Source organism: Marinobacter oulmenensis, from assembly GCF_014201735.1.
In the GTDB taxonomy this organism is placed as follows: Bacteria; Pseudomonadota; Gammaproteobacteria; order Pseudomonadales; family Oleiphilaceae; genus Marinobacter; species Marinobacter oulmenensis.
On record NZ_JACHFE010000010.1, the window covers coordinates 81,793 to 105,786 of the forward strand.

General features: G+C 60.1%; 20 protein-coding genes and 2 tRNA genes. 6 read left to right on the plus strand and 16 right to left on the minus strand.

Annotated elements, in window-relative coordinates; genetic code table 11:
• Positions 1-17: 17 nt before the first annotated feature.
• Together fnr and ylqF are read right to left on the minus strand one after the other, a co-directional pair.
• A complete protein-coding gene (gene fnr, locus HNR38_RS16075; protein WP_183706205.1) occupies positions 18-767 on the minus strand; it encodes a fumarate/nitrate reduction transcriptional regulator Fnr in 750 nt (249 codons plus the stop codon).
• 220 nt (positions 768-987) lie between these two features.
• Positions 988-1,866 (minus strand): ribosome biogenesis GTPase YlqF, encoded by an 879-nt coding sequence (ylqF, locus tag HNR38_RS16080; RefSeq protein ID WP_183706207.1) that lies wholly within the window; start codon positions 1,864-1,866, stop codon positions 988-990.
• A 236-nt stretch (positions 1,867-2,102) separates the two neighbouring features.
• Here ylqF and HNR38_RS16085 point away from each other — a divergent pair, with 236 nt between their 5' ends.
• Positions 2,103-2,579: a Spy/CpxP family protein refolding chaperone gene (locus HNR38_RS16085; RefSeq protein WP_183706209.1), complete on the plus strand. Its 477-nt coding sequence runs from the start codon at positions 2,103-2,105 to the stop codon at positions 2,577-2,579.
• A gap of 67 nt (positions 2,580-2,646) precedes the next feature.
• On the opposite strand, the gene HNR38_RS16090 is transcribed toward HNR38_RS16085, so the two are convergent.
• The 5 genes from HNR38_RS16090 to HNR38_RS16110 form a co-directional block, all read right to left on the minus strand.
• Positions 2,647-5,118: an efflux RND transporter permease subunit gene (locus HNR38_RS16090; RefSeq protein WP_183706211.1), complete on the minus strand. Its 2,472-nt coding sequence runs from the start codon at positions 5,116-5,118 to the stop codon at positions 2,647-2,649.
• Positions 5,119-5,164: 46 nt separating this feature from the next.
• Positions 5,165-6,385 carry a methyl-accepting chemotaxis protein gene (locus HNR38_RS16095; RefSeq protein WP_183706213.1) on the minus strand — a complete coding sequence of 407 codons (1,221 nt, stop codon included), beginning with the start codon at positions 6,383-6,385 and terminating at the stop codon, positions 5,165-5,167.
• A gap of 8 nt (positions 6,386-6,393) precedes the next feature.
• Positions 6,394-7,443, minus strand: coding sequence for a lipoyl synthase (lipA, locus tag HNR38_RS16100; RefSeq protein ID WP_183706216.1), 1,050 nt, complete (start codon positions 7,441-7,443; stop codon positions 6,394-6,396).
• Between the two features lie 130 nt (positions 7,444-7,573).
• Positions 7,574-8,851, minus strand: coding sequence for an O-acetylhomoserine aminocarboxypropyltransferase/cysteine synthase family protein (locus HNR38_RS16105; protein WP_183706218.1), 1,278 nt, complete (start codon positions 8,849-8,851; stop codon positions 7,574-7,576).
• 66 nt (positions 8,852-8,917) lie between these two features.
• Positions 8,918-10,132: a serine hydrolase domain-containing protein gene (locus tag HNR38_RS16110; RefSeq protein WP_183706220.1), complete on the minus strand. Its 1,215-nt coding sequence runs from the start codon at positions 10,130-10,132 to the stop codon at positions 8,918-8,920.
• Positions 10,133-10,330: 198 nt separating this feature from the next.
• Between HNR38_RS16110 and HNR38_RS16115 the strand changes: the two genes are divergently transcribed.
• Positions 10,331-11,980 (plus strand): methyl-accepting chemotaxis protein, encoded by a 1,650-nt coding sequence (locus tag HNR38_RS16115; protein ID WP_183706222.1) that lies wholly within the window; start codon positions 10,331-10,333, stop codon positions 11,978-11,980.
• Positions 11,981-12,510: 530 nt separating this feature from the next.
• On the opposite strand, the gene HNR38_RS16125 is transcribed toward HNR38_RS16115, so the two are convergent.
• From HNR38_RS16125 to HNR38_RS16165, 9 genes are all read right to left on the minus strand, one after another.
• Positions 12,511-12,587, minus strand: a tRNA-Met gene (locus tag HNR38_RS16125).
• Between the two features lie 104 nt (positions 12,588-12,691).
• Positions 12,692-13,783: a redox-regulated ATPase YchF gene (ychF, locus tag HNR38_RS16130; protein ID WP_183706226.1), complete on the minus strand. Its 1,092-nt coding sequence runs from the start codon at positions 13,781-13,783 to the stop codon at positions 12,692-12,694.
• Positions 13,784-13,867: 84 nt separating this feature from the next.
• Positions 13,868-14,455 (minus strand): aminoacyl-tRNA hydrolase, encoded by a 588-nt coding sequence (gene pth / locus HNR38_RS16135; RefSeq protein ID WP_183706228.1) that lies wholly within the window; start codon positions 14,453-14,455, stop codon positions 13,868-13,870.
• A gap of 21 nt (positions 14,456-14,476) precedes the next feature.
• Complete coding sequence (locus HNR38_RS16140; RefSeq protein ID WP_183706230.1) at positions 14,477-15,121, minus strand: 50S ribosomal protein L25/general stress protein Ctc; 645 nt, start codon at positions 15,119-15,121, stop codon at positions 14,477-14,479.
• 163 nt (positions 15,122-15,284) lie between these two features.
• Complete coding sequence (locus HNR38_RS16145; protein WP_183706232.1) at positions 15,285-16,235, minus strand: ribose-phosphate diphosphokinase; 951 nt, start codon at positions 16,233-16,235, stop codon at positions 15,285-15,287.
• A gap of 52 nt (positions 16,236-16,287) precedes the next feature.
• Positions 16,288-16,362, minus strand: a tRNA-Gln gene (locus HNR38_RS16150).
• 19 nt (positions 16,363-16,381) lie between these two features.
• Positions 16,382-17,245 carry a 4-(cytidine 5'-diphospho)-2-C-methyl-D-erythritol kinase gene (ispE, locus tag HNR38_RS16155; protein WP_183706234.1) on the minus strand — a complete coding sequence of 288 codons (864 nt, stop codon included), beginning with the start codon at positions 17,243-17,245 and terminating at the stop codon, positions 16,382-16,384.
• 3 nt (positions 17,246-17,248) lie between these two features.
• The gene (gene lolB / locus HNR38_RS16160) at positions 17,249-17,875 is read right to left on the minus strand and encodes a lipoprotein insertase outer membrane protein LolB (RefSeq protein WP_183706236.1); all 627 of its coding nucleotides are present in this window, start codon (positions 17,873-17,875) and stop codon (positions 17,249-17,251) included.
• Complete coding sequence (locus tag HNR38_RS16165) at positions 17,872-19,635, minus strand: tetratricopeptide repeat protein (RefSeq protein WP_183706238.1); 1,764 nt, start codon at positions 19,633-19,635, stop codon at positions 17,872-17,874. The genes lolB and HNR38_RS16165 overlap by 4 nt, the downstream gene beginning before the upstream one ends.
• 238 nt (positions 19,636-19,873) lie before the next feature.
• Here HNR38_RS16165 and hemA point away from each other — a divergent pair, with 238 nt between their 5' ends.
• From hemA to HNR38_RS16185, 4 genes are read left to right on the plus strand one after another with little or no spacing between them, the layout of a single operon-like run.
• Positions 19,874-21,163: a glutamyl-tRNA reductase gene (gene hemA, locus HNR38_RS16170; protein ID WP_183706271.1), complete on the plus strand. Its 1,290-nt coding sequence runs from the start codon at positions 19,874-19,876 to the stop codon at positions 21,161-21,163.
• Entirely contained in the window at positions 21,160-22,248 is a 1,089-nt protein-coding gene (gene prfA / locus HNR38_RS16175; protein WP_183706240.1) for a peptide chain release factor 1, read from the plus strand. Before hemA ends, prfA begins: the two co-directional genes overlap by 4 nt.
• Complete coding sequence (gene prmC, locus HNR38_RS16180) at positions 22,238-23,116, plus strand: peptide chain release factor N(5)-glutamine methyltransferase (protein WP_183706242.1); 879 nt, start codon at positions 22,238-22,240, stop codon at positions 23,114-23,116. Before prfA ends, prmC begins: the two co-directional genes overlap by 11 nt.
• Positions 23,106-23,852: a molybdopterin-synthase adenylyltransferase MoeB gene (locus HNR38_RS16185; RefSeq protein WP_183706244.1), complete on the plus strand. Its 747-nt coding sequence runs from the start codon at positions 23,106-23,108 to the stop codon at positions 23,850-23,852. Before prmC ends, HNR38_RS16185 begins: the two co-directional genes overlap by 11 nt.
• Positions 23,853-23,994: the final 142 nt, after the last annotated feature.

Sequence of the window (23,994 nt, forward strand, 5' to 3'; positions counted from 1 at the left end):
CCGGTGATGTCAGATACTTACTGGCAGCCCTGGCGGGCAAAATCCCGGGTTACCACCTGCAGTGCTTCCACGTCCAGAAGTTCGACCTCCCGGCCACGGGCCCGGATGATGCCCTGATTCTGGAACCGGGTGAATACCCGGCTGACAGTCTCTACGGCCAGCCCCAGGAAGTTGGCGATGTCGTTTCGCGCCATCGGCAGGCTGAAGTTGGTTGGGGACATCCGGCGGCGACGGAACCGGCTGGACAGCGACAGCAGCAGCGCGGCAATCCGCTCCTCGGCGGTATTCTTGCTCAGCAGCATGGCCAGTTGATGGCTGTTCTGGATCTCCTGGCTCATCATCCGGTACATGTGGTGCTGCAGCTCCGGCAGCTTGCCGGTCAGTTCCTCAAGCTTGTCCACCGGAAATTCGCAGACGCTGGTGCGTTCAAGGGCCTTGGCGGTGCAGGCGTAGGTCTCACTGCTCATGCTGTCCAGACCCACCAGTTCGCCGGGCATGAAAAAGCCGGTCACCTGTTCATCACCGCCTTCGGTAATGATCGAGGTCTTGATGGAGCCGCTCTTCACCGCAAAGCAGGACCGTACCGGTGTGCTCTGGTCGAATACATGCTCGCCCCGGTTATAGATCTTGCCCTGCTGGACGATGTCTTCAAGACTGTCGAGATCGTTCTCTTCAACTGCCAGGGGAAGACACAGATTACTGAGACTACACTGGTTGCAGGAGGCCTTGAGAGGAGAAGCTTGCTGGAGTCGAATTGCCTGGGCCATAGTCGATGAACCATCCGGTTGATCCATAAAGCGCCGTACCGGTCATGGTGCGGTGCGTTCACATTCCGGCATAACAGAAAGAAGCTGTGCGCGGGATGTGACACCCTGAGTCTCCGGATATGAGGCCATACTGCGGAATCCCGAAGGTGCCAATGCTGTAACATTTTGCCCCTGTTACATTGACTGGTGTCAAGTATAACAAAAAACAGGTGTGCTCTGACTAGTCCTTGTCTGAAGGCATTTTTTCGTTCTCCTGCCGTTCCTTTTCCACCATTGACGGGGTTTCCAGGGAGATACGGCCAAGCTTGCCGGCCCGGAACTCATTGAGCAGTATTTCGGAAACCTTGTATAAATCGGGCACGCCACCCCGTCGCAGAAAGTTGCGTTTTCGGGCGATGGCATCCATCAGGGCCAGGCCATCCTCCGGCACCGAGTCCAGGCTGTATCGGGCTGTGATCAGCGCAGGGTAGGCGTCCACCAGGTAGTCCGCCTCGAACAGGGCCACATCTTCAAAATCCAGCACCGCGCTACGAATAGCCCCGGTAATCGCCAGCCGGTAACCGCAGGCCTCCGGCGACAGCTTGGGCCAGAGAAAGCCGGGCGTGTCATACAGAAGAACGTTGCCAGGCAATTTGATGGCCTGCTGTGCACGCGTTACTGCCGGCTCGTTGCCGGTTTTGGCAGCAGGTCGTCCGGCGAGCGTATTGATCAGGGTGGATTTGCCCACGTTTGGGATGCCCAGGATCATGACCCGCAGGGCGCTTTTCTGGCGGTCGTGGTGAGGTGTCAGCTCTTCGGCGAGGCTCAGTATATTCATGGCCTCCTGACGCTGATTGTGGGTCAATGTGAGGGCTCTGACGCCGCGCTCCTGTTCCAGCCATGCCAGCCACTGATTGGTGACTTCAGGGTCGGCCAGGTCACGCTTGTTGAGCACCTTGATCAGTGGTGTGTCGCCACGCAGGGAAGGCACCAGCGGGTTCTCGCTGCTGAACGGGATCCGGGCGTCCACCACCTCGATGATCAGGTCCATCTGTGGCATGACTTTACGGATCTCTTTCCGGGCCTTGTGCATATGCCCGGGGAACCAGTTGATGGCCATGAATGTGCTCCGGTGTCGTTTGAAAAGCGCCATTATGCAGGGGAATGACCAAACTTTCATACTCGCCATAAGCCGCCGGTGTCGCGGGCTGACGCCGGATGGCTGTGCACAGCCCCGCTGAGCCCTGATATGTCGGGGTGAAAGACACCCCCGGATTGTTTTAGGGTGTGGGGCCGATAAACGATTAATACATTCCGGCGGTTTTGGTGCCGTCAACGTTGATTCTGGAGAAACGCATGCAACTGAAGAAAATTATCGGTTCTTTCCTTGTCGCCACGACTCTGTCGCTGCCGGCGTTTGCCCAGCAGGCAACCCAGGGTGGTCAGCCTGACCAGGTATCCCAGTTGGCCCAGATGGTTGGCCTGTCTGATGACCAGCAGGAAGAAATTCGTGGCATCGTGGATGAAATGCAGGGCGAAATCGGCGAGCTTCGCCAGGAAGCCCAAAGCCTGCAGCAGGATCTCCAGGGTGAGATCAAGGCGGATTACGATGAGGACGCTATCCGTGATACCGCGGAAGAGCTGGGTAATGTCACCGGTGAAATCGCGGCCCTGTCTGCCCTGATGCAGGCGAAAGTGGACTCTGTGTTTACCAAGGAGCAGCGTGACGAACTGGACCGTCGCATGGAGCAGATGCAGAAGCAGCGTCAGATGATGCAGCAACAGCAGCGCCAGATGATGCAGCAGCAAGGCCAGGGCCAGCAGGCTCAGTAACCTTCTCCGTCAGCCCCGCCGGTTCAGGCGGGGCTGCGAGTTCCCCTCCCGATATTTCAATCCCCGCCTAGCCAAATGCGCGAACCGCAATAATCAGCCGTGGCAGGAGTGTCAGCGCTCCCAGTAATGCCATGAACATGGCAAAACCGGTAAACAGTCCGAAATAGATGGTCGGAATGAAATTCGACAGCACCAGGATGGAAAAGCCGGAAATGATCGTCAGCGAGGTATAGAACATGGCCCGGCCAATGCTCCGGTGACATCGGTGCATGGTGGCAATGTAGTCACCGTCTTTGGCGAACTCGGTCCTGAACCGGTGAATATAGTGGATGGTGTCGTCCACGGCGATACCCACGGTAATGGCCGCCACAGTAATGGTCATCATGTCCAGCGGAATGCCCAGCCACCCCATCAACCCCAGGACTGACCCGGCCGCAATCAGGTTCGGTGCAATGCCTACCAGGGCCAGCTTCACGGACCGGAAGAGGATCAGGAACATGATCGCGATGGCCGCGAACACCACCCCGATGGTCTTGATCTGTGAATCAAACAGGCTCTGGAGCATGTTGTTGTACATCACCGTCATGCCCGAGAGCAGGACCCGCTCCCGCTCATAGCCGAAGTTTTCCGTCAGATGGTTGCGGATGCGGTCCAGCAGCTCCTGCCGGCGCAGGTCCGGCATGGTTTCCAGGATGCGGATGCTGAACCGTGCCTTGTCGGCCTCCTCCGAGATGTAGGGGGTCAGCAGTATGTCTTCCAGGTCCGACGGTACGGCCGCCGGGACAAACGCCAGTTCCAGGGCATTGAGAGGTTCACCGCCGTTCACGCGGGCCAGGATGTCGAGGGTGGTGGCAATGGACAGGACCTTGCCGGTCTCCGGCAGGCTGTCCAGGTAGTCGTGTACTTCCCGGAGCTGGCGCATCTTCTGATAGGTGTACCAGGTGTCGCGGTATTCGTCGTCGCCACAGTCCTGCACAAACGGGTCGCAGTCGCTGGCGAAGGGGTCACCGCCGCCGGCCTCCGGAGCCGGTTCGTCCGTAATCACCACGTCCAGCGGCGTGGTCCCGCCAAGACGGTCATCAATGGTCACCATGCCCTGGTGAATTTCGGTCGAGGATTTGAAGTAATCAATGAAGCTGTTTTCCACCGTCAGCCGGTTCAGCCCGATCACGCACAGGACCGCAATGGCGCCGGAGCCCAGCAGGACGGCGCCGCCGGATTTTTCGGTGAACCGGGCAAAGGCATCGGTGAATGGAATCCGGTCCGAGCTTACGCGGCTGTCCAGGGGTGGGGGCAGCAGTCGAAGCAGGGCAGGGAACAGCAGGAAGGTGATCAGGAAGGCGACGGTCAGCCCCAGGGTCATCATCCAGCCAAAGTCGATCACCGGCCGGATGCCGCTGAAGGTCAGTGAGCCGAAGGCAACAATGGTCGTCAGGGCCATATAGAAGCATGGCTTGATCATCGCCAGCAGCGTGTTTCTCAATACCAGGCGAGCATCCGCCCGGGGTTCGTCATGCTGGAATTCCCGGTAACGCACAATCAGGTGGATGGTGAGTGACAGGGTCATGATCAGCAGCAGCGAGATGAAGTTGGAGGAGATGACCGTCACCGGCCACTGGGTCCAGCCCAGAAAGCCGATCATCAGCCAGACCGTAGTGCCGCAGCAGACCAGGGGAACCGCCACCCAGCGCCACTGGCGGAAGATGATGGCCAGTGTCAGCAGGAGAAACGCGAGCACACCCAGGCCAAAGGTGGACAGGTCGTTGCCGATGAAGCGGATCATGTCGGCCACGATCATGGGCACGCCGCCCAGGTGGATGGTGGCCTGATCGCGATAGGGCTCCAGAATGCTGCGCACCTCGCTGATGGTGCGGTCCCGGGTGGCGCCGAGTTCTTCGGTATAGCGGATGAACTCGTCGCTGACCTGCTCGTACGCCTGCTGTTCGGCGGCACTGGCCTGACCGCTGTCGACCGCCTCGCGGAGCTGGTTGCGCTGGTTCAGGAGGTCAAAATAACGGGACGGTGTCGGCAGGTTCAGTTGTATGGCGGTGGTTTTTCCGTCCTCGCTGATCAGCAGATTCGGGTACATGGGGTTGGCCAGCAGGGCCTGGCGGGCGGTGGCCGGGTCAACCGGATCCTCATCCAGCGTCTTGATCTCGGTGTCCACGGTGTCGAGGGTGAGGTCCGGACTATGCAGCAACGGGATATTGAGAATGCTGTTGGTGGAACCAACGGCTTCCAGGGCTGCCAGTTCGTCCCGCAGACCGGCCAGGCGGCTCAGGCCGGCGTCGGTGAACAGTTCGCCATCGGGTGTATAGGTCACCACCAGGAAATCGTCCGAGGTGGTGAAGGTGCGGTTCACCTGCCGGTATTCCTCCAGGGACTGATCGTTTTCCAGCACCAGGGATTCGGCGGAGGCGTCCAGCCGGAACTGGTCAAACCTCAGGGCTGCCAGAACCATCAGGGCCGCAAAAGCCAGCAGGACAAGCCAGGGGTGGGCGAGGATTATCCGGTCGTAAAAGGCGCCAATACGGTTCATGCACTACTACCCTGCAGTTTGGAGAGTGCAGAGTGTGCCACAAACCTCAGTCGACTGTGACCTCGGAGGCCGCCTCTTCCAGGGATTCGATCAGTTGCTTGAGGCGACGGGCCATGTCTGCACTCTCCGAGAGCTGGGTCACCATGCTCTGGGTGGTATCCCGGATGCCCTGGACATTGGCCAGCACGTCGTCGGTGCCAGCGGTCTGTTCGGCTGACAGGTTGGCGATTTCCTCGTTGGTGTGATCAATCCGGCCAACCACCTCGTTGATGGCCTCCAGCGCCTGACGACCCTGTTCGGATTCGGCCACACAGCGGTCGGCGTCCTCGGAGCTGCCGGTCATCTGTTCGACCGCGGTGTTCATGGCCGCAAGCAACCGGTCCAGTGTGGTCTGGATCTGATCGGTGGAGTCCTGGACCCGTTGGGCAAGGCTACGCACCTCATCGGCGACCACGGCAAAGCCCCGGCCCTGCTCACCGGCCCGGGCAGCCTCAATGGCGGCGTTGAGGGCCAGCAGGTTGGTCTGCTCGGCGATGCCTTTGATCTCGGTGATGGTGTGGCCGATTTCCTGGCTGTTCTCGGCCAGGGATTCCACGCTGTTGGCCGAAGTCCGGACGATATCGGCCAGCCGGCGGATGCTGTCGGCGCTCTGGCTGACCTGCTGGCCACCGGCAATAGCCGTGTCCCGGGCTTCGTGGGACAGGGTCTTGGCAATGCCGGCCTGCTCGGCAATGCCGACAAAACTCTGGAGCATGGCTTCGACCACTTCCGAGGATCGGTCCGCGCCGGCCTGCTGCCGTGCCAGATCATCCCGACGGGCCTCGGCGGCCTCGGTCAGTTCCCGCACTTCCCGGTTCAGGTGGTCCATGGCGGTTTTCATGCTTTTGACTACCGATTCGGTCCGGTCCTGCATGGCATTGAATGCCGAGGCCATTTCACCGATTTCGTCGGTGGAGTCGACATGGGCGCGCCGGCTCAGATTGCCGCTGGACTGAACGGACACCATGGTGTCCTTGAGCCGGTTCATGTGGCGCTCAATGAATGAAATCAGCAGCTGCGAGCCGGCCATTTCCAGCAGCATGAGCACCGCCACCACCACGGCGAAGCCCGAGGCTGTCTCGGAAAACACCTGGGCGAAGGGCGTGCTGGTGTAGTCGGCAATAACCTGCATGGCATAAAGCACCAGCAGGCAGAGCACTGCAAACACCACAATATTCAGCAGCCAGAATTTGTACTTCAGGCGGATATTGCGAAGCAGGGTCAGCATGGAACGTCTCAGTCGATGGCTTTGACCGGGATCTGCATGGCGTCAGAGGGTTTGGGCACCTCGGGTACAGCCAGGCCCAGGTTGTTTTTGTCAAATACCCGGTCGGCGCGGTAACTGGACCGCACCATGGGACCGGAGGGCACTTCCATGAAGCCTTTTTCCAGGCCGATATCTCGGTATCGGTTAAATTCCTCCGGCGTTACGTAACGCTCCACGGGCAGGTGGTTGGAGGTGGGGCGCAGGTACTGGCCGAGGGTCAGTATGTCCACGCCGATGGCGCGGAGGTCATCCATGGTTTCCAGGATTTCCTCCTCGGTTTCTCCGAGGCCCAGCATCAGGCTGGTCTTGGTCAGTACGTCAGGCCGATGCTGCTTGGCGTGGGCCAGTACGTCGAGGGTTTTCTGGTAGCCGGCTCTGGGGTCCCGCACCCGGCGGGTCAGGCGCTTGACGGTTTCAACGTTCTGGGCGAAGACGTCCAGACCGGAATCCACCACCTGTTCGACCAGGGGCATGACGGCATCAAAATCCGGAGTGAGTGCCTCAACGGCCACTTCAGGTGTGCGCTGCTTGATGGCAGAGACGCAGGCCGCGTAGTGGCCGGCCCCGAAGTCGTCGAGATCGTCCCGGTCGACGGAGGTCAGCACGATGTAACGCAGGCCCATCAGCTCAACGGATTTGGCGGTGTTTTCGGGTTCGTCCGCGTCCAGCCAGCCTTTGGGGTTGCCGGTATCCACCGCGCAGAACTTGCAGGCGCGGGTGCACACCGAGCCCATCACCATGATGGTAGCGGTGCCGGCGGTCCAGCATTCCCCGATGTTGGGGCAGTGGGATTCCTGGCACACGGTGCTTAGCCGGTGCTCACTGACGTTGCGGCGCACGTCCTCGTAACGTTCGCCGCCGGGCATCCTTGCTCTGAGCCATTTGGGTTTGCGCTCCTGTGGTTTGTCTTCCGTGTTGGCGGCGCGGGATTGCTTGACCCCGTCCTTGATGGCGGAAAAGCCGTGTTCGCTACGGAATTTGGAACCACTGGTGACGCGTGGTTTTGCGCTTTCGCTCATTGGCCAGAGACTCTCGGATTAAAGCATGGAGGACTTTAAAGGGTAATCCTCAGGCTGTGCAGATACAAGACGGGTACGGGCAATCACAGGGGTACCGGGCACGACTTTCGTCGTACCCGGTTGAGCAATATCAAGCCTGGGACTTGTCCAGGGCCTGGGTGATATCAGCGATGATGTCGTCCACGTGTTCAATGCCGATGGACAGGCGCACCAGGTCTTCACTCACGCCGGCGCTCTTGAGCTCGTCAGCGTTGAGCTGGCGATGGGTGGTGGTGGCCGGGTGGCAAGCCAGGGATTTGGCATCGCCAATGTTCACCAGTCGCAGGATCATGTCCAGGGCGTCGATGAACTTCGCACCGGCCTCGCGGCCGCCTTTAATGCCAAAGCTCAGGATGCCGGAGGCCTTGCCGCCACAGATTTTCTCGCAGGTGGCCTTGTAGGGGCTGTCGGCCAGAGCCGCGTAGTTCACCCACTCCACCGCAGGATGATCCTGAAGGAACTGCGCCACCTTTTCGCTGTTCTCGCAGTGACGCTCCATGCGCAGAGCCAGGGTTTCCAGGCCCTGCATGATCAGGAAGGAGTTGAACGGGGACAGCGCCGAGCCGGTGTTGCGCAGGGGCACTACCCGGCAGCGGCCGATGAAAGCGGCTTCGCCCAGGGCCTCGGTATAGACCACGCCGTGGTAGGACGGGTCCGGTTCGTTCAGCATCGGGAACTTGTCGGCACTGGCTTTCCAGTCGAACTTGCCGGAATCCACCACCACGCCGGCGACGGTGGTGCCGTGGCCACCGATGTACTTGGTGAGCGAGTGGATCACGATGTCGGCGCCATGCTCGAACGGCCGGCACAGGAAAGGCGTGGCCACGGTGTTGTCCACCATCAGGGGGATGCCGTGCCGGTGGGCGATCTCGGCCCATTTCTGGATGTCGACCACGTTGCCGGCCGGGTTGCCGATGGACTCACAGAACAGGGCGCGGGTCTGGTCGTCGATGGCTTTCTCCACCGCGTCGAAGTCGTCATGGGCGACCATCCGGCAATCGATGCCCTGGTTGGGCAGGGAGTGAGCGAACAGGTTGTAGGTGCCGCCGTACAGCTGGCTGGTACTGACGATGTTGTTGCCCACCTTGCAGATGGTCTGCAGGGCATCGGTGATAGCGGCCATGCCGGAGGCAACGGCCAGCGCGCCAACGCCACCTTCCAGCGCTGCCATGCGTTCTTCCAGAACACTGTTGGTCGGGTTCATGATCCGGGTGTAGATGTTGCCCTGAACCTTCAGGTCAAACAGATCGGCACCGTGCTGGGTGTCGTCGAACGTGTAGGACGTGGTCTGGTAAATCGGCGTGGTCGCGGCCTTGGTGGTGGGGTCACTCTTGAAGCCGGCGTGCAGCGCGAGGGTTTCGGCCTTCATGACGATCTTCCTTGTTAAGGGTTGTTGTTGGAGGTCAGGGAATCGAGTATGCCACAAGCTCTGGCGTCAGGTCAGGGCGCCGTAAACCATGGCGCGGAACTCCTGTCGCACCGGATAGGAGGACGAGGGCATTAACTGGGTCAGGAAGATCATCACCAGGTCTTCGGTGGGGTCCACCACGAAACTGGTGCTGGCCAGACCGCCCCAGCCAAAGTCCCCTTCGGAACCGACCGAGTGGGACCGGGCGACGTCGGTCTTGACGGAAAAGCCCAGACCGAAACCGGTGCCGGCGTAGGGCGTTTCGGTGAATCCGCCAATGGAGAGGGCGGGCAGGTCCTTGCCGTCCGGCAGATGATTCCGGCACATGAATTCGAGCGTTTTGCGCCCGATGATGCGCTCGCCCTGGTATTCGCCGCCCTGGCAGAGTGCCTGGGCAAAGCGGAAATAGTCGTCGATGGTGGAGACCAGGCCGCCACCGCCCGAGAGGAACCGGGGCGGTTTCAGGTAGCGGGAACGTTCCGGGTCGTCCTGCAGTTTCAGGGTATCCCCCGGCTGGTATAGATAGCAGGCGGCGAGCCGGTCCTGCTGATCGGGCCGCACGTGGAAGCCGGTGTCGGTCATCCCCAGTGGGTCCAGGATGTGTTGCTGGAAGTACTCATCCAGCGGCTGGCCCGAGAGCAACTCAACCAGGTAGCCCAGTACATCCGTGGACACGGAGTAGTTCCAGGCGGTGCCGGGGTGGAATTCCAGGGGTAGCTCCGCCAGTCGTTCCACCAGTTTGTCCAGTGACAGGATCGGGCTGCCGTCCAGTTTCAGCTTGCGGTAGGCCGCATCCACCGGGGTCTTCTCGGTAAAGCCGTAGGTCAGGCCGGAGGTGTGGGTAAACAGATCCCGGATGGTCATGGTGGTGCTTGCCGGTTCTGTCTCGAAATCCGGATACTCGCCACCTTTATACACCTGCAGGTTGCGCCAGGACGGGATGTACTTGTGTACCGGATCGCTCAGCAGAAAACGGCCCTGCTCGTACAGCTGCATCATGGCGATGGCCGTGAGCGGTTTGGTCATGGAGTAAACCCGGAACAGCGTGTCGCGCTGCATGGGTCTGTCCCGCTCCCTATCCATGAGGCCCTGGGCCCGGGTCCAGACCACTTCCCCTTTCCTGGCCACCAGAGTAACGGTGCCGGCCAGTTTTCCGGGGGCCAGGTAGTTGTTCTCGATATGGGTGCTTATACGTTCAAGCCGGTTCAGGCATAGGCCTGCGGTAATCCGGGATTCTGGCATTGTTGGCTATCCAAAATAGGCATCAGACTGTGAAGGTTAACGGTTTCCGGCAGTGTCAGAAAGTGCACCTGTCTGCAGGCGGAAGGTGCTTAAGATATAACCAAATTTAGGTTACGGAGTTGTAATGCTGTGGTTATGCTGTGCGCCAAAGACGTAATGCGAGAAGGAGTTCGCTGTTCAACCGGAGCCACCACCATTATGAATGTCCTGAACCAGGTTTCCCTGAAAGTCCGTTTTTTCACTCTTGTCCTTGTTCCCCTGACCGCGATCGCGGGCCTTTCTATCTATGCTTTGACTGTTTTTTCTGACATCAATCGAGGTGTCTCCAGCATTTATAATGATCGGATTGTGCCACTGAAAGACCTCAAAGAAATTTCGGATGATGCTGTGTTTGTGGTTGATGCCATCAACAAAGCCAATGCCGGTGTGATCTCCTCAAAAGAGGCGCTGAAACAGCTTGAAGAGGCGGAGGCCTCTATAGAAGCCAGTTGGCAGAAATATACCGCAACCAATCTTACCGAAAGGGAGCGTGAACTTGTCGCGGAGGTCGAAGCGCTGTTCGTCCAGGCCAATAAAGCCATTGCGGAAGCCAAGAGTCTGTTGAAGTTCATGCCTTCGAATGCCAAGGGGCAGTTGAATACCATTGACGGCCCCCTGTACGGTGCGATTGACCCTGTGGCTGAAAAGATTGGTGAACTGATTGAGCTTCAGCTTCAGGTTGCTGCCTCGGAAAGGGAGTCCGTTGGTGAGTTATACTCGCATAGCCTGGTGCTCTATCCATCAATTGCCGCCGGTGCGGGGCTGCTGGCGATTATTGCCAGCCTGCTGATCATCCGCTCAATCACCCGCCCGATCCACGCCATGCGCCGGGTGATGGACATCATCGCGGACAAGTCCGACCTGACCCAGCGCCTGAATGTCGAGGGCAAGGACGAGCTGGCCCATCTTGGCCGCTCCCTGAATGTCATGCTGGAGGAATTTGATCAGGTGGTGACACGCTTGTCTTCTGTGGCCGATGAAGTGGCAACGGCCTCCGAACAGTTGTCCGCCACCAATGCCAGCGTTGAGAGAAACATTGAGTCCCAGTCTGATCAGACTGACCAGGTTGCCACGGCCATGAACCAGATGAGTGCCGCGTCTTCTGACGTGGCCCGCAGCGCTGACGAAGCTCAGTCTGCGGCCCGATCCGCGAAAGAAAAGGGCGCCCAGGGGCGCACTGGTGGTGAGCGGGGGCGTGAAGCCCTGAGTCAGCTGTCGGAGGATATCCGGAAAGTGGCCGAGCGGATACAGTCCCTTGAGGCCAAGAGTGCCGATATCCAGAAGGTCACTGTGGTGATCAATGACATTGCCGACCAGACCAACCTGCTGGCCCTCAATGCCGCCATCGAAGCCGCCCGGGCAGGTGAGCACGGGCGTGGCTTCTCTGTGGTGGCCGATGAAGTCCGGTCCCTGGCTCAGCGCACCCAGTCTTCAACCGCTGAAATCGGTGGTGTGATTGATAGCCTGACCGAGGAGAGCAAGGCTGCGGTGTCCGTTATGCAGTCCGGCCTGGAGCGTGTAGAGGAAAACCGGCAGTTGATTGAGGACATCGCCAGCACCATAAACGCGGTGGATGACGCCATTGACCATATCGTCCAGATGGGCGAGCAGATTGCCAGTGCCTCCGAAGAGCAGTCCGTAGCCGCAGAGCAGGTGAGTGGCAACCTGACCCACATTGTCGAGCTGTCCAGTCAGAACCTTTCGGGTGCGAAACAGTCCTCTGAGGCCAGTCACGAGTTGGCACGCCTGGCGGCGGAAATGAAAGACCGGGTTTCGGCCTTCAAAACGACGGCCACCGGCCCGGCGTGATTGTTAGTAGGGTATGCCCAGGCTGAAGGGGCGCCATGGATGGTGCCCGGTCATGTTTGGGTCACTGAGAGCCGGGCTTAAAGGACGTTGATCCGACGCTTGGCGTCACAGAATCGATCTTTAGCCTGTTTGATCAGTTCGCGGTGGGCGCCACTCGCTTTTCGGAGTTCGTACCGGTAGTCTCAGCATTTTTTCGCGAAAACCCAGTTTGCATACCTCCGGCATCCCTTCCAGTCCATTCCGCTGTAACGGCTACACACCGAGCTTTCAACAATGCGGTTTTGCTGGGTTTGATAGCTGAAGTAGTAATGCTTCGGTTCGGGATCATTGAAGGATGTGGCCTGGATGGGACCGGCCATGGCCAGAAAAACCAGTGTGCAGATTGTCCTTTTCATTACGGCTCCTTGATAAGTGGCGGGGTATCCAGGGAATCATACCGTCGGGGCGGCCGTATGACCACGGAGTCTACAGGTGGGGTGGGGCAGGCAATAAAAAAGGGCCCACGCTTGCGCGAGGGCCCTTTCCAATTCTGGTAGCAAGGGGCGGAGTCGAACCGCCGACCCCGGCATTATGAGTGCCGTGCTCTAACCAACTGAGCTACCTTGCCATTTCGCTCTGGGCATCGCCCCAAACGAGGCGCGTATTTTCGGTATTTGGGCGTAAGGTGTCAAGGCCTGAACGCCAAAATTCCCCGAAATTTTAGGCGCCTCCTTAAACGTTAAAACGGAAGTGGATAACGTCACCGTCCTGGACGATGTAATCCTTGCCTTCCAGGCGCCATTTGCCGGCATCCTTGGCGCCCTGTTCGCCGTTGTACTGAACAAAATCCTCGTAGCTGACCACTTCCGCCCGGATGAAGCCGCGTTCGAAGTCCGTGTGGATGACAGCCGCCGCCTGGGGCGCGGTGGCGCCGATTCTGACCGTCCAGGCGCGGACTTCCTTGACGCCGGCGGTGAAGTAGGTCTGCAGGCCCAGCAGGTTGTAACCGGCGCGAATCACGCGGTCCAGGCCCGGTTCCTCCATGCCCATCTCATCAAGGAACATGGCTTTTTCGTCGTCCTCAAGCTCGGAAATTTCCGCTTCCAGCTTGTTGCAGATCGGTACCACCACGGCATTCTCCGAGGCGGCGATTTCCCGTACCTGGTCCAGGTAGGGATTGTTCTCGAAGCCATCCTCGTTGACGTTGGCGATGTACATGGTGGGTTTGACTGTGAGCAGGCAGAGCTCCCGGATCAGGGCCATGTTGTCATGGTCGAGGTTCATGCTGCGCACCGGCTTGCCTTCGTTCAGTACCGGCAGCAGTTTCTCGAAGATTTCCAGCTGGGCTTTGGCTTCCTTGTCGCCGCTCTTGGCAACGCGCTGGACGCGTTTGATGGCTTTCTCGACGGTTTCCAGGTCGGCCAGGGCCAGCTCGGTGTTGATTACCTCAATATCGGCAACCGGGTCCACCTTGTTGGCAACGTGGATGACGTTGCCGTCTTCAAAGCAGCGAACCACGTGGGCGATGGCGTCGGTCTGGCGGATGTTGGCCAGGAACTGGTTGCCCAGGCCTTCGCCCTTGGAGGCACCTTCCACGAGGCCGGCGATATCCACAAACTCCATGGCGGTGGGCACCACGCGTTCGGGGTTGACGATCCCGGCCAGCTTGTCCAGACGGGGGTCCGGCATGGGAACGACGCCTGCGTTGGGTTCAATGGTGCAGAAGGGGAAGTTTTCCGCGCCGATACCGGATTTGGTCAACGCATTGAACAGGGTGGATTTGCCGACGTTGGGAAGGCCGACGATGCCGCAGTTGAATCCCATGGAGTGCCTCTGCTGGAACTGGAAAATTTGCGCGGATTATACCGGGGTAAGGGTACAGGTGCGAGTAGGGGGAGGCCGGGGGTGTCAGGCCGGCTTGAAGCTGTGCAGGCGGTTCATGGCCTGGGCCAGATTGCCGCTGGCGGCTTCCGGCAATACCCGCAGGATCTCATCGATCACCGCGTTGAGTTGTTCGGTTTCCTGCTTGCCCAGTCGGCCCAGAACGTAGCCGGTTACCCGTCGGCTGTCGCCAGGGTGGCCAATGCCGATGCGCAGGCGCTGGAAATCCTTGGTGCCCAAATGGGCGATGGTGTCCCTGAGCCCGTTGTGGCCGCCGTGGCCGCCACCTTTTTTCAGTTTGGCGGTGCCCGGGGGAAGGTCGAGTTCGTCGTGGGCAACCAGAATCTGCTCGGGGGCGATTTTGAAAAAATCTGCCAGGGCCTTGATGGCCGTGCCGCTGCGATTCATGAAGGTGGTGGGGTTCAGGAGGTGCAGGTCGAGTCCCTGCCACTGAATGCGGGCGTAGAGCCCGTGGTACTTTTTGTCGGGGCGCAGCGCCTGACCCGCTTCGCGGGCCAGGGCTTCGACGAACAGGGCGCCGGCGTTGTGGCGGGTATTCTCGTAGTCGGAGCCGGGATTACCCAGTCCGACCACCATGACAATATCCTGTGCCATACGCCAGTGCCCCCGGAGCGATTACTCCTCGCCGCCTTCCTCTTCACCGCCTTCTGCGTCTTCGGCATCATCAGCCTTGGCGCCTTTGGGCTGGTGAATGGACAGTACCGGCTGGTCGTGGTCTTCGCCTTGCTGCAGGGCGGCAATGCGAACGCCTTTCGGCATCTGCAGATCGCTCAGGTGAACAACCTGGTCCATGGCGATATCGGTCAGATCGATCTCGATGAACTCAGGCAGATCCTGCGGCAGACAGATCACTTCCACTTCGGTGATCTGGTGGGATACCACGCCACCTTCCAGTTTGACTGCCGGAGCGGTCTCTTCGTTCAGGAAGTGCAGCGGTACGTTGACGTGGATCTCGTGATCCTTGTCGACACGCAGGAAGTCAGCGTGGGTCAGGATCGGCTTGTACGGGTGACGCTGCAGATCCTTCAGGATGACACTTTCTTTCTTGCCATCGAGTTCGATGGTCAGAATGTGAGAGAAGAAAGCCTCGTTTTCGAGGGACTTCTTCAGCTCGTTGTGCCAGATCGAGACCGGAGTCGCATCTTTGCCGCCACCGTAGATGATGGCCGGGATTTTACGCTCCTCGCGACGCAGGCGGCGGCTCGCACCTTTCCCCTGGTCGTCACGAGGAAATGCTTCGATGACAAATTCCTGAGACATGGTAATTACCTCGTTTTTCATCTGAGCGGCCCGCGACCAGGCTCGGTACAGATGAGTTCCTGATAAAGGCCGGAGTTTTCCGACCGACGAAAACAGCCGGGAGCCCTGTTGGGCTCCCGGCCGGATATACGGTTATCTTGAGTAAAAGCCGCTGGCTGGCGGTTTACTCGGCCTCGAACATGGCGCTGATGGACTCTTCGTTGCTGACGCGACGAATGGATTCCGCCATCAGGCCGGCCATTCCGAGGACGCGGATTCTATCACACTTGCGCACTTTGTCATCCACCGGGATGGTGTCGCAGACCACCAGTTCGTCCAGCTGTGAGGCATTGATGTTATCAATGGCCGGGCCGGAGAGTACCGGGTGGGTGATGTAGGCCACCACGCGGGAAGCGCCGTGCTCTTTCAGGGCGTTCGCGGCTTTGCACAGGGTGCCTGCGGTGTCGATGATGTCGTCCACCAGGATGCAGGTCTTGTCCCGGACGTCACCGATAATGTGCATAACCTGGGATACGTTCGCCTTCGGGCGACGCTTGTCGATAATGGCCAGATCCGCGTCGTCCAGGCGTTTGGCAACGGCCCGTGCGCGCACCACGCCGCCCACGTCCGGTGATACCACGACAAAGTTGTCGAAGCGCTGCTTCTCAATGTCTTCGAGCATGACCGGGGTGGCGTAGATGTTGTCCACCGGGATGTCGAAGAAACCCTGAATCTGGTCCGCGTGCAGGTCAACGGTCAGTACGCGGTCAACGCCAATGCTGGAAATCATGTCAGCGACCACTTTGGCGCTGATGGCTACCCGTGTGGAGCGAACCCGGCGATCCTGACGGGCGTAGCCGTAATACGGGATAACGGCGGTGATGCGCGTGGCGGATGCGCGGCGCAGGGCGTCGGCCATCACGATCAGTTCCATCAGGTTGTCGTTGGTGGGGTAGCAGGTGGGCTGGATGATGAAAACATCGTGGCCACGAACGTTTTCGTTGATCTCAACGGTGGTTTCACCGTCGCTGAAGCGACCAACAGTGGCCTGGCCCATGGGAATATGAAGCTTCTGTGCAATCGCCTTGGCCAGTTCAGGGTTGGCGTTGCCAGCAAAGATCATCAATTTGGACACGACAGCATCCTTCTCAGTATCGGCGTTTGATTCAGAGGAAGCGGGAGAAAGGTGGCTGGGGTGGCAGGACTCGAACCTGCGCATGACGGGATCAAAACCCGTTGCCTTACCACTTGGCGACACCCCAGTATCGTGCTTCTTTGGCATCATTTCAGCTCTGTCAGCTTTTGGTGTAGAGGTGATTGGTTCACCCCTTTAGCTACGAACCCCGTGATGCCGGAGGGTTTGCTTTCCCAGATAATCCGGGCTGCGGATTCTGTCGGGAAACGTCCAAAAATGCAAGCCCCGGTTCCGGTTAATCTTGCAGGTCCGAATTGTGAAAGCCATTCCAGGCTCTGGTTAACCTCCGGATACAGTTTTCGAACTACATCCTCACAGTCGTTTCGGTACCTCGAGGCGTCTCCCTCAAAAGCGGGGCGTATTTTGATTTTTGGGGTGTCCCTTGTCAACCCTTCGTGGCAAAAAATCTCACGGGTACTGATTTCGCAGGCTGGTTTCAGTACGAGATACCAGTCTTCCGGCGGGGTGGCAGGTGTCAGTTGCTCACCCACGCCTTCAGCGAAGGCCGCGTGGCCGCGGACAAAAACGGGCACATCGGCGCCCAGCGCCAGCCCGATATCGGCCAGTGTGTCTATGTTGAGGTTCAGTCTCCAGAGCCGGTTCAGTCCCAGCAGGGTGGTGGCGGCGTTGGAGCTGCCCCCGCCAAGACCGCCACCCATGGGCAGGCGCTTGTCGATGTCGATGACGACGCCGGGCAGGGGGCCGCTGGCCTTGTCGGCTAACAGTTCCGCTGCTTTGAGGATGAGGTTGTCAGCATCCGACACTCCGGGCAGTGAATGGGCCAGTCTGGCGCCATGCTCACCGGGCACAGAGGTGAAATGGAGATCATCGCCATAATCCAGGAACTGGAACAGGGTCTGCAGTTCATGGTAGCCATCAGCCCGCCGCGCGGTGATGTGCAGGAACAGGTTGAGCTTGGCGGGCGAGGGCAGGGTCAGGGTGTCGGTCACCGGTTATTCCTCCCGGCGCCAACTGGCAATCACAACCCGAACCCGTTTGTCGCCCTTCAGGGCGGTGATCCGGGAAGGCAGTTCGGGCATGCCGTCCAGAAAGCCGTGCCAGCGGTCATAGCGGATTTCCCAGCCGTCCTGTTCAAGGATGGCGAGTTTCTGCTGCTGGTTGAACAGAAGCCGTGGCTGGCCGTCCGGGGCAGGCAGACCGCGAATCCACCAGGCCAGGCTGTCGATGGGCAGTTGCCAGCCGGTGGCGGCCTCGACCAGATCGCCGGGATCGCTGGAGCGATAGGTGTCACCGCCGGATGTGGTCAGTTCGATCATGCCCGGTACGCCTTCCAGGCGGGTGCGGCCCATGCCCATGAAGGATGAGGACAGGTCCAGTTGGTAGGCAGGGCCCTGCTGAGTCCAGCGATTGATAACGGCAGTGCCACTGTCGCTGGGCTGTCGCACGGCCAGCTTGCCGGAAAGGGTCCAGTGGCTGAACTGCCGCAGGGTTTGGGTGCGCTTGTCCCAGTCTGCAGGCGGCTGGTCGGTCATGCCTTCCGGAAGCGGTTCCAACTGGATGCTGGTACAGCCTGAAAAAACGATCAGTGGGAAAAGCAGTACAAGCAGGGCGCGGGTCATTCATCGCTCCCGGCAGTCAGGCGGTCGATGGTCTCCCTCAGAATGCCGTGATCCGGCGCCTGCTCCAGCCCCTGTTCCCAGATAAGACGGGCCTGTTCGCGGTTGCCGGTGACCCAGAGCGCCTCGCCGTAGTGAGCGGCCACTTCCGGGTCGGGGTAGGATTCCCAGGCCTGTGACAGGTAATGCAGCGCGCCCTCGGTATCGCCCTGGCGGAACAGTACCCAGCCCAGGCTGTCGAGGATGGCCGGGTTATCCGGGTCCAGGCGTAGTGCTTCCTCTATATAGCCCCGGGCTTCCTCCAGACGATCCGTTGAGGTGGTCAGTATGTAGCCCAGCGCATTCAGGGTGACCGCATTATCCGGTTGCTGCTCAAGAATGGCTTCCAGATCCTGTATGGCACGGTCCGTTTTTCCTTCGCTGTCCAGCAGCATGGCCCGGGCGTAGCGCAGCTCGACGTTGGCGGGGAACCGGGTCAGCGCCTGATTGACGGTGGTCAGTGCCGGTTCCGGCATGTCCTGCTCCAGGAGCAGGTTGGTTTCCAGCAGCCACAGGCGTTCGGCCTGCTGCGGGCGCTGGTCCCGGAGTCGTTGCAGGTGAGCCAGGGCGTCATCAAGCCGCCCGGTGTCTGCCTGCAGAGCGCTGGCGCGGGCCAGTGCCGGGAAAAACAGGTCGCCCTGACTGACGCTGTGGTAATAGTCAATGGCATCATCGGCGTTGCCGGCGTCTTCTTCCAGTCGGCCCAGGTAGTAGCTGGCCTGGTTGCTGTGCCGTCCCCGCTCCAGCAGCCGCTCCAGTTCGCTTCTGGCCAGCTCCGGCTGATCATTGTCCAGTGCGACCAGCGCGTGGGACAGACGCAGATTGTCGTCGTCAGGGTAGCGCTCGAGAATACGGTGAAATTCGTCCTGGGCAGCCTGCAGTTCGCCTTCGCTGACCAGCATGCGGGCATAGAGCGTGCCCATCGGCCGGTTTTCCGGGAACCGACGGGTATGGGTGGTCAGATAATCCAGCGCCTGGCCGGGCTGGCCGGTCTGGTAAAGCAGGTCGCCGCGCAGCACGATGGCGGGTTGGAAGTCTGGTTGGCGTTCCAGCAGGTTGTCGACTCTCGCCAATGCCTGCTCCGGCTCGCCGGTAATCTTCAGGAGCAGAGCAATGCTGTAATCAATCTCTGCGGAGTCAGGGTGACGTTCTGCCAACTGGCGGTAGAGCTCCAGAAGCTCCTTTTGCTGGCTTTCCGGTAGCCCTGCGGCCATGGCGGCCAGGCTGTCGAAATCGGCGTCTTCGCCCTGGTTCATGATGGTTTCCATATGGTCCAGAGCGGTTTTCAGGTCACCGTTCTTGATCGCCTGAATGGTGGCTATCCGGTGGGGCTGCAGGTTCTCAGGTTCCAGTTCCAGCCATAGGGCAGCCATCTCCTGCAGGGCCTGGTCCACATTCAGTGACTGGGCAATCCGCATGGCCCGGGTGACAACACCGACATCACGGGACTGTCGGGCGGCCTGAAGGTAATTGGCCAGGGTAATGTTGTAATGACCACGCTGGGCTGCAATCTCGGCGGCCAGCAACTGGTAGAGAACGTCCGGCTCGAAATCCCCGTAGCGGGCCTCCGGCGTCACAACATCGGAGGCCTGTTGTTGAGGGCTCTCGGTGTCGGGTGCGGACGATTCGTTCTCGTTCTGGCCGGAAAGGCTGGCACAGCCCGGAAGCATTGCCAGTGTGAAGGCCAGCAGGCAAATGGCCGGGTACGACGCTGGTTTCTGCATGCAACTTCCCGTAAATGGTCGGCGGTACGTCTGGAGAGACCCCCTGAAAATGGCCATGGAATTGAGATGGATCGGGTTGTCGCCATAGCCAGGCTTCTATAATGGCATAAGCTCCCGGACTTGCCCAACCTGTCAGCAGTTGCCGAAGGCTCTGTGTTTTCGGGTGGCAGGGAGCAGTTCTCGCCGTTAGAATGGCGAGTTAGTATCCATGACTGGCACAGGGTTTCTCGACCGCACGATGGCTTTGCTGACACTGGGAATCAATCACCGAACCGCCCCCGTTGAAATCCGGGAGCGTGTGGCGTTTACGCCGGAACGGATGGCGGAGGCTTTCTCGGAGCTGCGGGCAACGTCCGGCGCCACCGAGGCTGCAATCCTGTCCACCTGCAACCGCACTGAACTCTATCTGGCGGGTGACGACGACTGCGCGCCCTCGGTACTGCGCTGGTTGTCAGGGTTCCATGATCTGGAAGCCGCCGAACTCGAAAACGTACTCTACGTGCACCGGGATTCGGACGCCGTCCGCCATATGATGCGGGTGGCCTCAGGGCTGGATTCCATGGTCCTTGGCGAGCCGCAGATTCTCGGCCAACTGAAGGATGCCTATGCTCTGGCACGTGAGCATGGCGCCACCGGATCATTCCTGTCGCGGTTGTTCGAACATACCTTCTCTGTGGCCAAGCGCGTGCGCACCCAGACGGCGATCGGCGAAAACCCGGTCTCTGTGGCCTACGCGGCGGTCAGTATGGCTCACCACATTTTTGCCGACATGTCCCGCAACAAGGCGTTGCTGGTCGGAGCCGGCAAGACCATTGAGCTGGTGGCCCAGCATCTCTCGGAAGCCGGTGTGAACCAGTTCCTGGTAGCCAACCGCACCCTGGAACGGGCCCAGGCCCTGGCTGAGCAGTATGGCGGCAAGGGTATTCTGCTGTCGGAAATCCCCGAGCATCTGGCGGATGTCGATATCGTCATTTCGTCCACTGCCAGCCCGCTGCCCATCCTGGGCAAGGGTGCGGTGGAACGGGCCCTGAAACAGCGCAAACACCGCCCCTATTTCATGGTCGATATTGCGGTGCCCCGGGATATCGAGCCCGAGGTATCCTCGCTGGCCGACGTTTATCTGTACACCGTGGACGATCTGCGGCTGGTGATCGAGGAAAACATCCGTTCCCGCGAAGGTGCGGCCCGTGAGGCCGAGAACCTGGTCAGCAGTGGTGTGGATGATTTTCTTGAACAGCTCCGGGCTCTGGATGCGGTGTCCACGCTCAAACTTTTCCGCCAGCGCGCGGAAGTCATGCGTGACAGTGAGACCGAAAAAGCGCTCCGGGCATTGCGCAACGGTGGCGATCCGGAGACGGTTCTGCGAGGCCTCGCCCGTGGCCTCACCAACAAATTGCTGCACCAGCCATCGGTGCAGGTCCGCAAGGCTATGGTTGATGGTCGTGCGGAAGTCACCGAGTGCCTGAGGGAGCTCTATCAGCTGGACGCCCTGGAAGCTGACGAGCCCACCACCACGGAAAAACTATGAAGCCTTCCATTCAATACCGCCTCGAACAGCTGGTAGAGCGGTTCGAGGAGGTCAGCGCGTTATTGAGCGACGCCTCCATTATTGCCGACCAGAACCGGTTCCGGGATCTGTCCCGGGAGTTTGCTGAGATCGAGCCGGTAGTCCAGTGCTTCAATGCCTGGCGTACCTCGCTGGACGATATTGAAGCCGCCCGGGAACTGGCGAAGGATGGCGATGCCGACATGCGCGCCATGGCCGAGGAAGAGCTGGCCAGTGCCGAGAGCCGCAGTGAGGAACTGGACGAGGAACTGCAGCGGCTGATGCTGCCCAAGGATCCCCACGACGGCAAGAACGTGTTCCTGGAAATTCGCGCCGGCACCGGCGGTGACGAGGCGGCTATCTTCGCCGGTGACCTGTTCCGCATGTATTCCCGCTACGCCGAAAAGCACCGCTGGCAGATCGAAGTGCTGAGCGAGAACGAAGGTGAGCATGGCGGCTATAAGGAAGTGATCGCACGGGTGACCGGCGAAGGTGTCTACGGTTCGCTCAAGTTCGAATCCGGCGCCCATCGTGTCCAGCGGGTTCCGGAAACCGAATCCCAGGGGCGTATTCATACCTCCGCCTGTACCGTGGCCGTCATGCCGGAAGCCGATGAAGCGGAAGCGGTCGAAATCAACAAGGCCGACCTGCGGGTGGACACCTTCCGGGCCTCCGGTGCCGGTGGTCAGCACGTTAACAAGACGGACTCCGCCATCCGGATTACTCATTTGCCCACCGGTATTGTGGTGGAGTGCCAGGAAGAGCGCTCCCAGCACAAGAACCGGGCCAAGGCGATGAGCTTCCTGGCCTCCCGCCTGCAGAACATGGAGCGGGAAAAGCAGGACCGGGACCTGGCGGAAACCCGCAAGAGTCTTGTTGGCAGTGGCGATCGTTCCGAACGCATCCGCACCTACAATTTCCCCCAGGGACGGGTGACGGATCATCGCATCAACCTGACGCTGTACAAGCTGGATGAGGTCATCGGCGGTGATCTGGACGCGGTGATTGTGCCGCTGCAACAGGAACACCAGGCCGAACTTCTGGCTGAACTGGCCCATGAACACTGAGCCGGTCGCCACCGTAGACTCCCTCCTCAAAGAAGCCGTAACCGCCATCGGTGGCGAATCGCCCCGACTGGATGCCGAGCTGTTGCTGGCCCATGCCTCGGGGCTGACCCGAACCGGTTTTCGCGCCTGGCCCGAACGGGAAGTGCCGGCGCAGGCCTCAGAGCATTTTCGAGAGCTGGTGGCCAGGCGGGCCCAGGGCCAGCCGGTTGCCTACCTGCTGGGTGAGCAGGAATTCTGGTCTCTGCCGTTGCAGGTGAATGAAACCACCCTGATTCCACGCCCGGATACCGAGTGTCTGGTGGAAGTGGCACTCTCCCTGCCGTTGCCGGAGCAGGCGTCGGTTCTGGATCTGGGTACCGGCACGGGCGCCATCGCCCTGGCTCTGGCCAGTGAACAGCCGAACTGGCGGATTCTGGCGAGTGATCGGGTTGCCGGGGCGGTCGAGCTGGCCCGCCGGAACAGTGAGGCGCTCAAACTGCCCGTCACCGTGCTGGAAAGTGACTGGTTCAGCCAGATCCCCCGGCAGCGGTTTGATCTGATCATTTCCAACCCGCCCTATATTGCCGACAATGATCATCACCTGAATGAGGGCGATGTGCGTTTCGAGCCTTCGTCGGCGCTGGTCTCCGGTGCCGACGGTCTGGATGACATCCGTTTCCTGATAACACAGGCGCCTGGGTGGCTGGCTGACGATGGCTGGCTGATGCTGGAACATGGCTATGACCAAGGCGCGGCGGTTCGGGCGTTGTTGGTCTCGGATGGGTGGCGCACCATTGAAACCCGGCAGGATTATGGCGGTAACGACCGTCTGACCCTGGCACAGAAACCCCTCGGGTTATCCGGACAGGAGGCAGCTCATGCTGAGTGATGAAGAACTGCTGCGCTACAGCCGGCAGATCCTGTTGCCACGGTTTGATGTGGCCGGCCAGCAGGCGCTCAAATCCGCGCGGGTTCTGGTTGTGGGCGCCGGTGGTTTGGGGTGTCCCGTTGCTCTTTACCTGGGCGCGGCCGGTGTTGGCGAGCTGACGCTGGTGGATGACGATAGCGTGGAACTGGCGAACCTCCAGCGCCAGATCGGGTTCCAGCAGGACTGGCTGGGAGACTCCAAGGCGGAGCGCCTGGCGGACCGGGTGAAAGCGTTGAATCCGGGGGTTTCGGTCACGTCAATCTGTCAGCGCCTGGAGAAAGCGGACCTGAACCGGCAGGTGGAACAAGCGTCGCTGGTGGTGGATTGCACGGACAATTTCAGTACCCGCTTTGCCCTGAACCGGGCCTGTCAGGCTGCCCGAGTGCCGCTGGTGTCTGGTGCGGCGATCCGGGGGGAGGGGCAGTTGTCGGTCTTTGATGCCCGGCGTGAGGACAGCCCCTGTTATCACTGCCTGTACCCGGAAGATGGCAACGAGGAGCTGACCTGTTCCGAGGCCGGCGTGATTGCCCCGCTGGTGGGTATGATTGGTTCTGCCCAGGCCATGGAGGCCATCAAGGTGATCAGTGGCGTTGGCGAGCCGCTGGTGGGGCGCCTGCTGATTCTGGATGCCTGGCAGATGCGGTGGCGTGAGATGAAATTGGCGAAAGACCCTGGCTGTCCTGTTTGTTTCCGCTGATTTATCCGTTTCTTCTTTAAAAAAACTAGCCTGCAAGTGCGGTGGAGACAGGATTGGGAATGCCTTTCCAAAAAGCGCTCCTTGCGGCACATCCCTGTGGCGCTTCGGCTCCGCCATCCATGGCTCCGCAGATTTTTGAAAA